The organism is Streptomyces turgidiscabies Car8 (assembly GCF_000331005.1).
Lineage (GTDB): Bacteria > Actinomycetota > Actinomycetes > Streptomycetales > Streptomycetaceae > Streptomyces > Streptomyces turgidiscabies.
Genome location: NZ_AEJB01000630.1, coordinates 1 through 15,191 on the forward strand (window position 1 = coordinate 1; position 15,191 = coordinate 15,191).

At 68.1% G+C, this 15,191-nt stretch carries 13 protein-coding genes and 1 pseudogene; 5 read left to right on the top strand and 9 right to left on the bottom strand.

The annotated features are described in order from the left end of the window. Nucleotides 1-431 precede the first annotated feature (431 nt). The 3 genes from STRTUCAR8_RS54930 to STRTUCAR8_RS43925 form a co-directional block, all read right to left on the bottom strand. The gene (locus STRTUCAR8_RS54930; RefSeq protein ID WP_234372689.1) at nt 432-815 is read right to left on the bottom strand and encodes a hypothetical protein; all 384 of its coding nucleotides are present in this window, start codon (nt 813-815) and stop codon (nt 432-434) included. A 118-nt stretch (nt 816-933) separates the two neighbouring features. Then, nucleotides 934-1,617: a response regulator gene (locus STRTUCAR8_RS43920; protein ID WP_006382969.1), complete on the bottom strand. Its 684-nt coding sequence runs from the start codon at nt 1,615-1,617 to the stop codon at nt 934-936. Then, complete coding sequence (locus STRTUCAR8_RS43925) at nt 1,614-3,578, bottom strand: sensor histidine kinase (RefSeq protein ID WP_044473933.1); 1,965 nt, start codon at nt 3,576-3,578, stop codon at nt 1,614-1,616. The genes STRTUCAR8_RS43920 and STRTUCAR8_RS43925 overlap by 4 nt, the downstream gene beginning before the upstream one ends. Before the next feature lie 297 nt (nt 3,579-3,875). Between STRTUCAR8_RS43925 and STRTUCAR8_RS43930 the strand changes: the two genes are divergently transcribed. From STRTUCAR8_RS43930 to STRTUCAR8_RS43940, 5 genes and pseudogenes are all read left to right on the top strand, one after another. Beyond that, on the top strand, nt 3,876-4,244 hold the full coding sequence (locus STRTUCAR8_RS43930) for a PLAT/LH2 domain-containing protein (protein WP_006382966.1): 369 nt from the start codon (nt 3,876-3,878) through the stop codon (nt 4,242-4,244). Nucleotides 4,245-4,330: 86 nt separating this feature from the next. Then, the gene (locus STRTUCAR8_RS43935; RefSeq protein ID WP_006382972.1) at nt 4,331-4,849 is read left to right on the top strand and encodes a carboxypeptidase-like regulatory domain-containing protein; all 519 of its coding nucleotides are present in this window, start codon (nt 4,331-4,333) and stop codon (nt 4,847-4,849) included. Nucleotides 4,850-5,566: 717 nt separating this feature from the next. Beyond that, nucleotides 5,567-5,716 (top strand): annotated as a pseudogene (locus STRTUCAR8_RS54935) (pentapeptide repeat-containing protein); the annotation flags it as partial. A 639-nt stretch (nt 5,717-6,355) separates the two neighbouring features. Continuing rightward, entirely contained in the window at nt 6,356-6,613 is a 258-nt protein-coding gene (locus STRTUCAR8_RS53045; RefSeq protein ID WP_006382977.1) for a hypothetical protein, read from the top strand. 556 nt (nt 6,614-7,169) lie between these two features. Then, on the top strand, nt 7,170-7,544 hold the full coding sequence (locus STRTUCAR8_RS43940; protein ID WP_006382973.1) for a hypothetical protein: 375 nt from the start codon (nt 7,170-7,172) through the stop codon (nt 7,542-7,544). 98 nt (nt 7,545-7,642) lie between these two features. Here STRTUCAR8_RS43940 and STRTUCAR8_RS43945 read toward each other — a convergent pair whose 3' ends face one another. From STRTUCAR8_RS43945 to STRTUCAR8_RS55940, 6 genes are all read right to left on the bottom strand, one after another. Then, a complete protein-coding gene (locus STRTUCAR8_RS43945) occupies nt 7,643-8,506 on the bottom strand; it encodes an alpha/beta hydrolase (protein ID WP_044473939.1) in 864 nt (287 codons plus the stop codon). A 261-nt stretch (nt 8,507-8,767) separates the two neighbouring features. Further along, a complete protein-coding gene (locus tag STRTUCAR8_RS50930) occupies nt 8,768-9,184 on the bottom strand; it encodes a GNAT family N-acetyltransferase (protein ID WP_234372694.1) in 417 nt (138 codons plus the stop codon). Nucleotides 9,185-9,552: 368 nt separating this feature from the next. Beyond that, on the bottom strand, nt 9,553-12,009 hold the full coding sequence (locus tag STRTUCAR8_RS52065; protein ID WP_006382970.1) for a cutinase family protein: 2,457 nt from the start codon (nt 12,007-12,009) through the stop codon (nt 9,553-9,555). A 461-nt stretch (nt 12,010-12,470) separates the two neighbouring features. Further along, nucleotides 12,471-13,400, bottom strand: a complete 930-nt coding sequence (locus STRTUCAR8_RS43955) for a transposase (protein ID WP_006382954.1) — start codon at nt 13,398-13,400, stop codon at nt 12,471-12,473. Nucleotides 13,401-13,923: 523 nt separating this feature from the next. Continuing rightward, nucleotides 13,924-14,058, bottom strand: coding sequence for a hypothetical protein (locus STRTUCAR8_RS55315; protein WP_267889071.1), 135 nt, complete (start codon nt 14,056-14,058; stop codon nt 13,924-13,926). Nucleotides 14,059-14,869: 811 nt separating this feature from the next. Continuing rightward, entirely contained in the window at nt 14,870-15,184 is a 315-nt protein-coding gene (locus tag STRTUCAR8_RS55940; protein ID WP_078507498.1) for a transposase, read from the bottom strand. Nucleotides 15,185-15,191: the final 7 nt, after the last annotated feature.

Sequence of the window (15,191 nt, forward strand, 5' to 3'; positions counted from 1 at the left end):
GCGCGGCCAGCTCCGCCTCCTGCGCCGACACGTACACCCCGACGTCCGCGCGTCGGCACGCGAGACGGTCACGGCACGGGAGGCACCACCGTCGGTCCCAGGGACGATCCAGTGGTGACCGGCGCCCCGCGCGGTGGCGCCGGGCCGGTGGCCGCCAGCCCCTGATCGCCCCCTGCTGCACGCGTGGAGTGGATGCTGGACATCGTCGGTGCGCACCACGGCATCGGGTGCACTCAGGGGCCGACCTCCGGGCCACGGTGCGGTCCGGGCTCCTGCGGGCGGTGCGCCCGCTGGTCGTCATGGCGCACCGGGTGCACTACGTCGGCGTCGTCCTGTTCGGTGTAGCGGTCCGCGCGGACGCGGGAGTCGTCGGCCGTTTTGGCGAACGCGTCCTGGAGGTGGCGCAGCCGCTCGGCCGTGAGATCGAGGGCTTACATGTCCGCGCGGGATTCCCGCAAGGCCCGCAGCGCCGTCAGGTCGATCGCCTCCCGAGGTGCGGCCTCCGCCTCCTGGTCGTCGTGTTCGGGGTCGGCGGCCGAGGGCGCAAGCGGTTGCTCGGGCATCGCCGCCTGCTGGTGCGCGACGACGTCGTACGCCCGGCCCCGCACGACGGTGGTGGTGCGCAGCTTCTCCCGCACCACCACACCGGCGAGGACGGCCCGCTCGTCCCGCAGCGGGAGGCGGGGATTCTCCCACTCCCCCGCAGTCTGGTCCGAGGGCCGGGGCGCAGCCGGCTCGCCGGGATCGGCCGGAGGCTGCCCGTCCGGGTCGGGAGCGGGAGTTGGTGGGCTGCGGCGGTCTTTGAGGTCTGACAATGCCCACCGGGCGATGTAGAAGCGGCACATACGGAGCGCGCAGCCGCAAGGGCCACTACGTATATGTCCGGTCCCCCTGCCAACATGAGATGACCCTCCCCGCCCGGGAGCGGTGTCGTCATTCACGTTCGCGTGCACCGTCCTGCGGGCCCGCGAGTCCTGCGTCGCGCGCACGGGCCACCACGGCCGCTCTGCTGGCGGCCCCGAGTTTGTTCATGATGGCCGACACATGGTTGCGGACAGTCTTCTCTGCGAGGAAGAGGCGTCGGGCGATGGCGTGGTTGCTGTCCCCTTCGGCCACAAGCTCGAGGATCTCCCGCTCGCGGTCGGTCAGTTCGGGAAAAACCTGCGCCGCGTACCGGCGCTGAGGCTGGGTGAAGAAGGCGGTGATGCGCCCGGCGACGGCCTCACCGTAGACCGCGCTTCCAGAGGCGACGGCCAGCACCGCACGTGCGATCTCGGTACGGTCGGCGCCCTTGAGGAGATAGCCGCGTGCTCCCGCCCGCAGGGCTCCGACGAGTGCCTCGTCGTCCTCGTGCATGGTCAGTACCAGGATCCCCGTACCGGGGTGGCTGTCCTGCAACCGGCGGATGGCTGCGGTTCCGTCCAGGTGAGGCATGGCGAGGTCGGTGAGGACGACGTCGGGCCGCGTGTCCTCCACCATTGCGAGCAGGGCATTTCCGTCCTCCGCTTCGCCCACGACCTCGATGCCGTCCTGGCTCGTCAACGCGGCGCGCAGGCCGAAACGGAACATGGGGTGATCGTCGGCGATTACCACACGCACCGGGCTGTCCGTACTCATCGCGGCGTCTCCAGGGGGAGGTTGGCGGTGACGACGGTCCCGCAGTCCGCGGGCGATATGACGAGTCGCCCGCCCACTGCCTGGGCACGACGACGCATCGAGGCCACTCCCACGCCTGCGGAGGGGTCGGACGGGATACCGGTTCCGTCGTCGCGGACGGTGATGTGCAGGGTTTGGCCTTCGGCGCTCACCTCCACGTCGGCGTGTTGCGCGGCGGCATGGCGAGCGACATTGGTGAGGGCCTCGCCGATGATGCGATAGGCGGCGCTTTCCACGTCAGGGGCCAGCGCCGGCAGCATCGACGTCCGCACCTCGACTGCGACCGACGGCGCCAGGGACAGGGCGCGCCGGCGAATGGCCTCGGCGAGCCCGTAGCGGTCGAGAGCCGCCGGGCGAAGGCCGTCGATGATGCGGCGGATCTCGGCGACGGCACCGCTCACCTCATCGCGGGTGCGCTCCACCAGATGCGCGACCGAGGTCATCTCCCCCTTGGACAGGCCGTCGGTCGCGGCCTGCAGACCGAGGCTGATGCCAGCCAGCGACGGGCCGAGGCCGTCGTGCAGGTCTCTGCGCAGCCGGTCGCGTTCAGCGCGGGTCGCGTCGACGACCTGGTCCCGTTCAGCGGCGACGTCCTCGGTCAACTGGCGCGCTCTGACCACCACCGCGATCTGGTGCCCCAGGGCCGTGAGCAGCCGCTTGTCGTCCGCGCCGTAGGGTTCACCGGGCGTGCGGTGCGCGACGGCCATGGTCCCCAAGGTTTTTCCGGCGAGACGCAGTTGGAGCGTGTGTCCCTCGGGCGGGACCCGGCCCAGGGTGGCCAGGACGTTCCCGTCGGGGTCGGCCACCGTCACAGCAGGGGAGCGGACGGCCTCCCGTACGGCGCCGAGCGCGGCCGGCAGCAGATCGTGGTCCTCGACATCGGCCATCCGGTCGCCCAGCCCGGACAGCGCGCGCAACGGATCGCGCCGTGCGCCGTAGAGCCACCAGTCCACCGCCTGCTGCAGCCTCTCCCGTGCCGGAGTGAATGCGATGGCCACGACCGCGGCAGCAAGGACACCAGGCAGGGGGCCCCGGCTCCAGACCGCCCCAAGCACGGTGGTGGCCAGCAGGTAGACGGCGATGACGACCATCGTGAGTGTTCCGTAGACGAAGCTGCGGCGCATGATGGCCTCGACGCCGAGCATCCGATAGCGCAGGATGCCGATCGCCACCGCCACGGGAACCAGACCGATGAGGCAGGCACGTGCGGCGGGCCCGAGAACGAACTGAAGCGCCAGCAGGAGGATGAGCACCGCCGTCATCCATGCCAACTGCTGGCGTTCGGGAGGCCGGGACCTGACCAGACGCGCCAGCGTGTGCCCGGTGACGACCACGGAGCACAGACCGATCACCACGAGGCAGGTGCCGTTGACCAGCCCGCTCACGGCGGGCGAGAAGGCCACCGGCGGTGTGCCGCTGGGCACGATGTCGTCATACGCCGCGGAGTCGAAGGGCGCGCATACGGTTAATACGGTGATGGCCACCGCCGCCGCGCCGACCGGCCACCACAGCCACCTGCGCGTGAGCCGGCCCCGCGGATACAGCGCCATGACGACCGTCGGCAGGGAGAACACCACCAGGTAATGGGCCCCGCTGGCCACGGCAACGACCATGGGCGCCCCCGGCCAGTCCGTATCTGGGACGAACATGCCGTAGCCGCCGTAGGCCGCGAGCCCCGCCTGCCAGGTACCGACCGCGCCCAGCGCGAGGAACAACCAACCGAGCGCATTGCGCGGGCGTAGCGACGCCACCACGGCGCCGGTGACGGCCCAGGAGAAGAGCGCCACGCCGAGCAGGGTCTCACCGAGATCGCCGCCCTGCGGCTGCGGAACGCCGTCGGGCAAGGCGGCGACCCAGCCGGCGAACCCGACCGCCGCCGCGCTGGACACCACCACCGACCACACGATCGCGCGCACGGCCACACCCCCATTCTTCTGGACCGCACCCCTCGACGGCCAGCCACCGCAAGCCCCCTTTTTCCTGGCGCGGCGTTGGAGGAAACAGTGCGCGATGCGCGAGGCCTGCGCATGAGGCAGGGAGCCCGGTCCTGCGGGACACAGTGCCCAGGACACCGCCCCCGACGCCGGGCGCCGTGCCCGCCCCCGCCAGGACACCCAGCTCATGCCGCCGAACTCCTGGGCGGACGACAGTGAACCTGCCTCGGCCGGGCGATCGGAGCACGGAGCCGAGGACCACAACACAGCACGAAACGAGGGGTCATGGCGATCTACCGAGTCAACGTCCACACCGGAAACCTGAGTCCGCTCGCGGGCGCCGGCACCGACGCCAACGTCTACATCACCTTGTACGGCGACAAGGACGGCAGCGACGAGCTCAACCTTGACAACGCCGGCAACAACTTCGAACAGGGAGCGGTCGACACGTTCGCGCTCCACTTGGCCGACCTCGGCGACCTGCAGCGGGTCCGGGTCCGGCACGACAACAAGTTCCCCTTCCCGGGCTGGTACCTCGACCGGATCTTCATCCGCAACGAGGACACAAACCAGGAATGGACGTTCCCCTGCAACAGGTGGCTGGCCCAGGACGAGGACGACGGGGAGATCGAGCGCATCCTCGACCGCGCGTAGCCGAAGCCGGCCGTGGGATGCGCGCACGAGGGAAGGCCGCATCCCACAGCCCGTTCACTGGATGATCGGAGAAGGAGAGAAGAGCGATGTCGCTCACCATGACGAGCCACAAAGCACGCGCTGCCTCACGACTGAGCGCAGCACTTTTGTGCCCCCTGCTGTTCCTCGTCAGTGCCTGCGGTGACTCGGGAAAGGACGACGGACCGGGGTCCTTCCCGATCCCGATTCCGACCGAGGTGGTCACCACCCCGCACCCGAACGCCACTGGCGGAAACGGCACAGACGAATCCAGCGGCGGGAGTACGGAAACCACCGAGGAGAGCAGCCGGGTCGAAGGGGTGGTGCAGGACGCGCAAGGCAACCCCGTCGAAGGTGTTCAAGTCACCTTCTATCCCCAGCCGCGGACCTATGGCGCGTTCTACGAGACCTACACGGATGCCAGCGGGGTATACGCCATCGACCTGACCGAAGGCGTCTACCAGACCTTCGCGTTCTACGGGATGCCGGATGACGGGCAGCTGATACCGGACGGCACCGGATACGGAAGCTCGATCACCGTGCCGCCAGGCACGCAGGTCAACTTCCTCTGGGAGCCCTACCTCTAGATTTTTGGTGACGGCTCGTCAGTTCGACTGGCGGGCCGTTTCGGGTACCCATAGCCGACCGCGGACTTCGGACCGCACGCTCTGGAGCGCGGCCAGGGCCAGCCAGCTGGTCGACAGAGGCGGACACAGTCGAGTCGGAGGCCACCGACCCGAACACGGCCATCTCGGCCAGGAGTACGCCGCGCACCCTGTGCCCGGCTTCAACCCGCCCGTGGGCACCGTCGCCGAACTGCGCGAGTCGCTGAGCACCCGGGGCGAGCAATTCCTGCTGACTGGGCATTTAGTCGAACAAGGCTCAGTTATCAGAGCTGAGAACTGTCTCGCAAGTGGCTCTTTCCTCACTGGTTGCGACGCGAGCTTTTCGATGCCCGGGGCCTCTGTGTTTGCGACGCGGTCAAGTTCAAGTGGCCCCGCCGTATGACCGACGCTGTTGGTTTATTCGGGGTCATGTGTGAGGTCGGCCTTCAAGACCCGGTTGTGGTCTTGAAGGCCGACGTTGTCGTATGGGGTGGGGGCGGATGTCGATGCAGCCGAAGGGGTCTGGGGATATCCCGGTGGAGACGGTGAGGGTGGCGCGGGCCGCGTTCCCGAAGGAGAGTCTGGCGATCCGGGTTCCTCTGCAACCGCACGTCGTCTCCAGCGCCATGACGTTGAATCGGCGGCCGCGATCAACTGCGGATGATCGAGAGCTGCGTCTGTTGAGGCTCGGCCGGGCCCGCCTGTCGCCGCCAGCGCGTCGACGAGACTGGTGTCCACGGCGAAGCCACCCGGCTCCACACCGAGCGCTTCTCCCTGGCCCTCGACAAGCTCGGCTCGGACTCCCCGGCCGTACGGCTCGGTGGCGTCCACGCCGTGGCCGGCCTCGCCGGTCGCGGACTTCGCCGAATTCCGCCCGTTTCTCGACATGCCCCAACCGGCGGCCACCCGTGCCCGGCTGTGCCGGACGCGGCGGAAACGTCGCCCCTTCCGCCGCGAGTGGCGTAACGCAGCCCTGACGAGGCCGGCCAGGGGCCGGGGAGTCTCGCGGTAGCGGGCGAGTGGAGCCCAGCCCGCTGTATTCGGCCTGACACGGCCCGGTGGTGGCCGCGCGGGCGACATCCATGGAGCCGACAGACACAACGTGGCGCCGGCTTCCCCGGCACCCCCTGGGCCCGGTCGCAGCCCGGTCCTCGGAGTCGTCTCCCGGTGAAACGTCAGCGTTCATGCTGCTCCCTGCCTCCCCACATATCGTCGCCGGCGTTGGCATCGTGGACCGCCGACTGGCCTGACAAAACCCCGCAGGGGAGGTTGCCGGGCACATACCGTGGCCGATGCCGGTCACGACCGCAGCGGCGCCTTCAGGCTCAGGCTGGAGGAACGGGGGCCGAAGGTTGGCTACGGCGGCGCCATCTGGGACGGCCAGCGTTGGACGCGCCTCCGTCCAGCCGCCGTACCCACCCCCCTCCCCCAACAACCCGTCTTACGCCAAGGCCCAGTAGGCCCCAGCAACCCAGGCGCTCGACCTACATGGCCCTTCCAGCGTCGAAGGACAGCGCTGGAGTCGCTGCGCGCCAGGCGGAGGTTGTCGGTCCGTGGACCCTGCGCCAGTCGACCACCGAGACGGACACCGTGAACAAGCGGCTGTCCTGGTCGGCTGCGGGCCTGGACCGGGCGCTGGATTTGCGGCTGACCGCCACCCCACAGGCGGCGGGCGCATGCGGGCCGTGGGCGTTGCCGGAGCCGACGCTCACCGCGGCGGCGGGTAGCCCCACTTCGTCCTCGTGACGTCGCGGACGAACAACACCGACGGACAGACCGCACCACGACCCGGCCTGCGAGGAACACAACATTCAGATCCTCAACCCACCCCGTCGGCTCCGCAGCCGCCGGCGCCACGGACTGCGCACGGTGCTCCAGCTTCGCATCGATCACCCTGCTCCGGGGCCTCGGTGTAATCCACCACAGCGAACTCCGCACCCTCGCTGCCGTCGCGGGTCACCGAGTCGCTACCGCGCGGCCCCGCCTCCGCCGTCGGGCTCGCGCCGGACTGGAGCGGCACACATCGCAAGGCAGCCAGCCAGCCGGGACCCACCACCGTCACGATCGCGGCCACGAGGAGCCCCAACCCGCGCTCGTACGGACATCGTTCCCGGCCTCGCGTTCCGGACGTTGCGGATTCCAACGACAACCGCTCCGCTCTGGGTCTGCGGCGGCCTTCCCCTCGACCCCGGGGACTGCACCTGCCCAGCCGTCCCTGACATCTGTCAGGACACGTCCGGCCGTCCCTCTCCTACGGTTTGGATCACCCGAACACAGTCCCACAGAAGAGGAAAAATACATTATGCGCAGAACACTGAGGCGCACGGCCGCGCTGGCCTTCGCGACCGTCACCGCGGCCGTGCTCGCTACGGGCACCGCTCAGGCCAAGGCAGCCGACGACTGGGCCGGTTGCCCGTACGGCGCGGTCTGTGTCTACCCGCAGAACCAGAACCCGGCCGTGTCGCCGAGCCACATCTACTTCACCTACGGCGCACACAACCTCAACAACCAGGTCGGCAACCACTGGGTACTGAACAATCAGTACGACGGCGCGGTGGTCGAGCTGTGCCTCAGCTACAACGCGAACGACTGCACGTCGTCGATCCCGGAGGGCCACGGTGAGTATCGGGACCTGACGCCCATCAACTCGCTCCACCTGCGGCCGCATTACAACTAGGTCCTGCGGACTTGAGCCGGGCGCTGCGGCATGATCACGGCCGGGAACGCGATGTTGCATAACTGAACTGGCCCAAGGGGCCTTGGTGGAAGCACATTTCAGTCAGCCGCCGGGCGATCTTCATAGGGTCGCCACAGCCAGCGCAGCGCATCCGGCAGTAGGACGCCGCCGTGGTTGGGGCTGTGGCCGCCGTCTCCCAGGACCAAGCGGAAATCGTAGCCCGCTTCAGCGAGAGCGGCTGCCACGCGCAGGTTTTCGGCGAGCCAGTTCCGCTGCGGCTCATCCCAGTGCAGGTCGCGGTGGGCGCCTTGTATGAAAATGCGCAGCGGCTTGCGGGGAACGCGGGCGATGAGGCCTGGGTAGGGGTTGCCGTCCGGCATCTGCGCGAAGCTGGAGAGGTATCCGATGACGCGGCGGAACTTGTCCGGACGCAACCACGCAGCAGTAATGGCGCAGTTGCCGCCACTGCTCCCGCCGCAGATGCCCCATCTTTCCGGCGACAGGGCGATGGCGTAGCGATCCGTAACCTGCGGAATGATCTCGGTGAGCAGGAAGGTGACGTACCGGTGGTCGAAGGCGTCGTACTCCCTGTTGCGGTTTTTCGGATTCTCCGCATCGGGGAAGACGCCAGGATCGACGAACACGCCGATGGTGACGGGGATGTCGCCGCGGTGAACGAGGTTGTCCAGGACGATCGCGCCGCGGACATCCCCCGCGGGGTCCAGATACCACCATCCGTCCTGGAACACCATCAAGGACGCCGGCATCGCTGGGTCGTACTGGGCAGGCACGTGTACCCAGAACTTACGAAAGGTTCCCGGGTAGACCTCGCTGCCCCTCCACTCGAACTCGATCGTCTCACCGGTCGGCACACCCGGCCGTAGAGCGGAATCGGGTCCGTGGACGTAGCGCACGTCCGACTGGTCGATCGGAAGCGGCAGGTAGGGCATCTCGGTAGTCACGGGGAGCAACCGTAGAACGATCACCACCCTTGACGGCAAGGGAATTTTCCAGCCCCTCGCCTCGCAGCTTCAGTACGAGGTTTGAGAAGGCTGGTTGAGTTCAGAGAAGTGACCAGGCCGAAGCTGACCGCGCCGCTCCACACCGTTCGTGGCATAGGGCGCCGCCGTGACAGGCCCCGAGCACGGTGAGCCTCCGAGCCGGCAGTGGCACGGGCACCTCGACGCCGCGTGCGAGCGGGGGCACGCTGGAACGCCAGTCGTTCAGCTCCGGGGGGCCGATGGAATGGGCGATTCGCTCCTCCGCCGCTCCACTTCTCCCTCAATGCCTCGCGCACGTCGATGTGGCGGCCTCGTGCCGGTACCGACGCTGTCCAGCTCGCGGCCGTCCGGCAGAGTGTGGCGGGCCGGGCCGGGAGCCGGGACGAAGTCGGCGCGTTCCAGGGCGCGGAGGCATGCGAGGTTCGCCGTCGCCTTGCCCGCCCGTACCGTTGGCAAACTGGCGTGGCCATGGGCGAACTCCACTCCCGCCAGGAACAGTTCAGCACCAAGGCCCTGGCCTCGGTGGTCGGGAGCGAGAATGCCGCCGATCTCACCCATGTCGTGGTGGAGTTCGAGGTAACCGGCGTGGAGCCCGGTGTCACGGCGTACACAGACCAAGTTGCATCCACGCCACAACACCGGCCTGCCGACAGACTCCTCCGCACTGCAGATCCCGCTCCGCCACCGCCGCGTGGTGGCCATCTCCGGCAAGAAGATCTAGGTGGTGGGCGTAACCAGGGCAACCGCCCCGGCAGCGTAAGCAGACATACGCGGGAGTCCTGCAGGGTCGGCACCAAGCTCGACTGTGGCCAAAGGGTCGGTGGTTGACTCACGCCGGTGGCCGGCCGACCTCGCGCCGGCTGCCCGCCGCCCTTGAAGTAGCCACGCGGAAACGAGCTGTTGGCGAACTGACGGCACGAACGAGGCGGCGGCCCCTGTCTCACGCGGCACTGCGTGAGACAGGGGCCGTGGCAGGTTTCCCGCCGACGATCAGTGTGGGAGAGCCGTCACGTCATGTTCGGCGGGTTCCCCGGTCGCGTGGTCCCGCAGGCCGGGACGCCGTCGAGCCAGGCCGGGCCCTGGAGGAAGATGTTGCTGATCCAGCCGCCGTAGTCCGGAAGGTAGGACCAGGCGCTGTTGGTGATGCCCTCGGCTGTGATCGACTGGCCCTGGATCTGGCATGTCACCCGCACGGCGGTCGGAGCGGTCAAGGTGGTCACGACATCGGTAGCGGTGGAGGAGTCCTTGCGGACCTTGACGTTCGAGGCCCACGTCCGCTGGCCGGTGTTGCCGACCGGTGTCCCGCTGCTGCCGCAAGAGGGGACCCCGTCCAGCCAGGCCGGGCCCTGGATGAAGATGTTGCTGATCCACGCCTGGTGGTCCGGCAGGTAGGACCACGCGTCGTTGGTGATGCCTTCGGCGGTTACCGATTCCGCGTGCTGTTGGCAGGAGACGGTCACGCGGGTCGGGCCGGAGAACACAGGGCCCAGGGAGGCCGAGACGCTGGGACGCTGACGGGTGTTGACCCCTGTGCCCCAGGTGCTGAACTGGCCCGAGCCGCTGCCCGTGTTGCCGTCGCAGGCCGGGACGCCGTCGAGCCAGGCCGGGCCCTGGATGAAGATGTTACTGACCCAGCCCCGGTACTCCGGCAGGTAGGACCACGCGTCGTTGGTAATGCCTTCCGCGACGACGGACTCGGCCCGCTTCTGGCATTGGATCGCGATGGACATCGGTGCGGAGAAGGTAGCCACCGGGGTGCCGCCGCGGGAGGGCAGCGGGCGGACGTTGACGCCTGTGCCCCAGGTACTGTGGCGCCCTGAGCCACCTCCGGGGTCGCCGTCGCAGGCCGGGACGCCGTCGAGCCAGGCCGCGCCCTGGACGTAGATGTTGCTGACCCAGCCGCCGTAGTCAGGCAGGAACGACCAGGCGTCGTTGGTATAGCCCTCGGCGGTCACGGTCCCGCCGCGCTTCTGGCACTTGATCGTGATTGCTGTCGGGCCGGCGAACGTCGTGACGATCGTGCCGCTCTGCGCGGGAGCGGAACGGACGTTGACGTCCGTGCCCCAGGTGCTGTTGGGACCGCCGGTGCCTGGTGCCGCCGCGTCACCCGAGAGACGGATCGCGCCGGCATAGTTCCGGTGGCTGGTGAAGTCCGTGACCATGATCTTGGTGTCGGATTCGCGAGCCTCGACGATCTTGCCGTTGCCCAGGTACATCGCCACATGGGTGATGGGGGACCCCCAGAACACAAGGTCGCCCGGTCTGAGGGGCGCGGTGCCGTCGGCCGCGGTGAAGCGCGCCGCGGCGGGCAGTGCGAACTCCTGGGCGGCGGTCCGCTGTCCGACCATGTCGTGGCCGACCGCCACGGACCAGGCCCAGCGCACCATCCCCGAGCAGTCGAAGCCCTTGCGGTACGGGTCGTTCTTGCTGCGCTCAGGGTCGGAGACGTCGACGAAGCCGTAGCTCGCGCCGGGCGTCGGCCCGTGTCCTCCACCCCACGTGTACCAGGTGCCGGCCGCGACCTGCGAGCATGCGGCCTGCACCGCGTATCCGGCGGCCTGGGTCGGGGCGGTGACGGTGACTCCGCAGTCCTTGCCGGGGTTCCAGGCGGGAGTGGGCGGCACAGGCGCGGTGCCACCGCCGCCGTCAGGGTTCTGGGCGAGGCGCCAGCCGAGCTGTTGGCCGTACTCGCGCAGGATGTTGAAGCCGTTGCAGCAGTTCATGTAGCTGGTGTGGGTGGCCTCGGAGAGCTTCGCCTGGATGACGGACTGCACTGTCTCCTCGAAGATCGTGCCGCACACTCCGTCGCCGTCACGGCAGATGTCGCGGGTGACGCCCTGGAAGCTGACCGGCACCGCCTGTCGGCGCAGCATGCCGCGCAGCCCGACGCCACCGACCATGCGACCGTCGGCGGTGATGTTCTGTGCGTAGGACTGGCGTCCGTCACGGAACGGGTCGGCGATGAGCAGGGCACCGCGGACGGCCTGGGCAACGTGACCGTGACGCTCGGAGATCAGGTGCATCCCCATGTTGATGGCGCCGGCACCCTGTGAGTAGCCGACCAGGCCGATCCGCGTCGATGGGCAGCGTAGGTAGGTGTTCGTCACCAGGGTGTCCAGCGCTTCCGCGCCGGTCCTGACCGAGTCCCACCAGTTGAGGACGTCGCTCGCGGCGACGGCGGGGTAGACCAGAGAGGTGGTCGAGATGTCGGAGCGGGCGTGCCCGTAGTGGGACACCAGGAGGTCGGCGGCGGCCTGTGCAGCGGGCCCCGCGGTCTCACCCATCCCGTAGGGGCCCACGTAGCCCTCACTGGACCCGCGCACGCCGATGATGGTGACCTTTGTACACACCGGGTCGTCCGCCCGCGCGGCCGGGACGAGGGGGCTGAGCAGGCCGGTCAGCAGCGCCACAGCGGTCAGTAGGGTCACCAGGATGCCGCGGGCGGCCGATCTGGAACGTGTCATATCAGGTCTCACTGTCAGCACAGGGGCAGACCGCCGATCCGGTTGGTTTGGTTGTTCAGGGTTGCGTGCGGGCATGGCGCGATCCTTTGTTGTGGAGGTGGGGCGGGCAGGGTGGGGGTGGCAAAAAAAGGTGTCGCTTCGACCGCCTCTGACCGGTTGTGGAACACCGATTCGTGGGTATGACCGCCAGCTGATCAAGTGGCGGCCCGTCGAGTACCACATCGTCGACACAGGGAGGTGATCGAACCGGGGGCACATGACGTCTAGTGATCGATAACGCGCCCGTTACGGCGTCAGGTTGGGCGGTGAAAGGGCTCTTCTTCGTAGGGATGTACATATCGCCCCTCCCCTTGTGACGTGGAGTCTGTGATTGCAGGGGAAGTTGGGGTTCATGGGGGAGGCGGCTGCGGGTGATGTTGACGGTCGCCTCGTCGGTGGGCATCCCGAGGAGTTCGTGCAGCTCACGGGCTCTGAATGCTTGGTCGGAGTGCTGGTTGAAGGCTCACGATGGTCTGGTAGGCGGTGTTCGTCTCGGGCGTTTCGGGCTCGGTTCCGGGTGGGACGCATGCGGTGATGACCTTCTTCGTGGTGGCCAGGTCCGCGAGTCGCGCTTCGGTCTCGGTCAGGACGGAGGTCAAGTGCGCGACCTGGTCGCGTAGTTCGTCGGTCCGGGCCTTGGTCTCGTCGCACCGGGCCTGGAGGTCCGCCAGGAGTTCGACAACGTTCAGGCGGCCAGTCCGAGAGTGTCGCGCCAGGCGGGGCGGGTGTGGGGAGGCGGCGGGCCGTGTTCGCGATGGAGGCCCAGCAGACACGCGAGGCGGAGGCGTCGGGCCGGTGGTCGTACTCGCGGGCCAGGCGGCGGTGGAGCATCGTGCCGTTGACCTGCTCCACGATCCATCGCCTGGGCTGCGGGACGAAGCCCTTGCCCTGGTCCTCGGGGTTGCGGCGTACGATCTCGACGCGTCGACGTCCATCAACGCGCCGTGGATGAGCACCTCGTCCTTGAAGCCCTGGTCCGCCAGGGCGGTGCCGGCCGTGTTGTCGTGGTCGGAGCCGGACAGCACCACGACGCCGACGATCAGCCCAAGGACATCGACGGCCACTCCCCGCTTGCGCCCCGACACCTTCTTGCTGGCGTCCAGTCCCGTCGTGGTCTTCGGGACACCTGGGGCCGCGCGGACTGACTGGGTGTCGATGATCACGACGGACAGGGTCTCCAATCGACGCGCTTCCTCCCGTACCTGGCAGCGCAGGAGTTCCTGGATCCGCTGGTCGAGCCCGTCCTGACGCCACAGCACGAAGTAGTAGAGGACCGCCGACCAAGCGGGCAGGTCATGGGGCAGGTAGCGTCGCTGACAGCCCGTCCGGTTCTGGTAGAAGATCGTGTTCACGCCCTCCCCTCAGGTCACAGGCCCGTAGTCTCCGGTCGCCGAACGGCTCACCCGGCCCTGCTTCCAGGACGTGATCATCGGCTCGATCAATGTCCACTGCTCGTCCGACAGGTCACTCGGGTACGGTCTTCGTCCTGTGCCCCGCATCCCGGCATGTGCATGCCGAGCAGTGGGTCCGTACGACAGTCAGTACCTCGAACGGGCGATGCCGAACCGAGAGCGGAACCGAGAGAGAAGGGACTTGGCGTCCTCTCAGGACTACCTGCTTGACCCATGCCGGAAAGCTAGCAGCACTCCTCCTGAACTGCATGGATGCCTTATCCAGTTCAGTGAACACACCTCGGCCGCCTGGGCGACGAAGGCCCGTCGGGAGCCGACCCGCATTGTCGAGGCCGCCAACGCAGCCGCCCACGACCACTATCGCAACCACCCCGCCGACGCCCTACGCGAACTCGGTCTCACCGGATGAGCACGATCAAGGGAAGGTTCAGTCGTAACGGTAGTAACGCCTGGAGCTGCCTGGTCAGCAGTTGCGGATCGACCAGACCGGATCCCTGTCCACGTCGGGCGCGTCAGCGTTGACGACCCGGAAGGTCTGGATCACGTTGCCGTTCTGGCCGTAAAGTGTCGCCTCGGCGTTGTCGGTCCGGTTGTTCATAACCTCGCCAGTGCCGCTCCAGTTCGACAGGTAGCGGCGGTTGCAGTCGTACAGGAAGAAGACCCGCCACTGGCCTGCGGGGGTCCCAGACTGCGGCGCAGAAGTTCCCCGTGTCACAGTCGACGTGGTCTCCGGCAGGCACCAGTTGTGAAGGGGCGGCTGGTGAGATCGTCGGGGAGACGGTCGAGGAGGCGGAGGACGCCGCCTGGGCGGAGCCGGAGGCGCAGACGGAGCCCAGCACCAGGGTCGGAGACCCGATCGCGCCGAGAAGAGGTCGCTTGATACGCATGGGGTCGGTTGCTCCTGCGGGACTCGAGTGGTGGGAGTGAAGACGGGACTAGCTGCGGAGGAACCCTCTGTGAGGTCGGGCTGTCATCGACTCGCAGAGGGGGTGCGTACCGCAACTTAGAGGGCTGCGGGCCCCTGCGGGTCCCTGACAGATGTCAGGGACCCGCGCCGGTACAGTCCGTCGGGTTGCCGCGTCCGCTGACCTGTCCTCACGGCCGTCTCTGCACTTCGGTCCGTCCCGGTTGATGCTGCGAGGGTCGCGTCCCGCACGGAACCGAGACGATCGGCCTCTCGTTCTCAAGGCAGTGCCGTTGCTTTACGGGTCTGGAGGTTGGGGTCGTTTGATGCGGATGGCTTGCGTGCCGGTGTGGGTGGGCTGGGGCCATGTGTAGTGCTCAGCCCGTTTGAGCCAGTAGTTGGACATCTTGCGCTTCACGACACGAGGCTGACTGCGGAGCCGTCTGGTCGGCAGGAGCTTTCCAGCAGGTCCTCTTGGAGGAAGTGCAGTGCTCTGACCAGGAGCTCAGGGGGAAAAGCCGCCCGGGGTAAGGGTCACACTGTGCCGGGCGGAGCGCAGAGTTTCGGTGAAAGAGATGCGGTCCGGGTCGAGTTGGCGGGTGGCCGCGGTTCTCAGCATCAGCTCCCGCAATGCGTGGTGGACCAGGCGGTGGGCCCAGATCTGTTGGAGGACACCGTCGGGTGTTTTGCTGCTGAGGACCACCTTCGCGCCGCATTGGAAGGTCTTGATCTCGGCGAAGACGGATTCGATTTCCCAGCGTTCACGGTAGAGCGCGGCCAGTTGCCGGGCGGGATGGCGGCGGGCGTCTAGATGATCGATTCCAAGG

What these genes read in the sequence shown, in the direction of transcription:
- STRTUCAR8_RS52065 (WP_006382970.1), bottom strand. Translation starts at nt 12,009, where the DNA reads ATGACACGTTCCAGATCGGCCGCCCGCGGCATCCTGGTGACCCTACTG.
- STRTUCAR8_RS43940 (WP_006382973.1), top strand. Translation starts at nt 7,170, where the DNA reads ATGCGCAGAACACTGAGGCGCACGGCCGCGCTGGCCTTCGCGACCGTC.
- STRTUCAR8_RS53045 (WP_006382977.1), top strand. Translation starts at nt 6,356, where the DNA reads ATGGCCCTTCCAGCGTCGAAGGACAGCGCTGGAGTCGCTGCGCGCCAG.
- STRTUCAR8_RS43920 (WP_006382969.1), bottom strand. Translation starts at nt 1,617, where the DNA reads ATGAGTACGGACAGCCCGGTGCGTGTGGTAATCGCCGACGATCACCCC.
- STRTUCAR8_RS43930 (WP_006382966.1), top strand. Translation starts at nt 3,876, where the DNA reads ATGGCGATCTACCGAGTCAACGTCCACACCGGAAACCTGAGTCCGCTC.
- STRTUCAR8_RS55315 (WP_267889071.1), bottom strand. Translation starts at nt 14,058, where the DNA reads ATGAACAACCGGACCGACAACGCCGAGGCGACACTTTACGGCCAGAAC.
- STRTUCAR8_RS43935 (WP_006382972.1), top strand. Translation starts at nt 4,331, where the DNA reads ATGTCGCTCACCATGACGAGCCACAAAGCACGCGCTGCCTCACGACTG.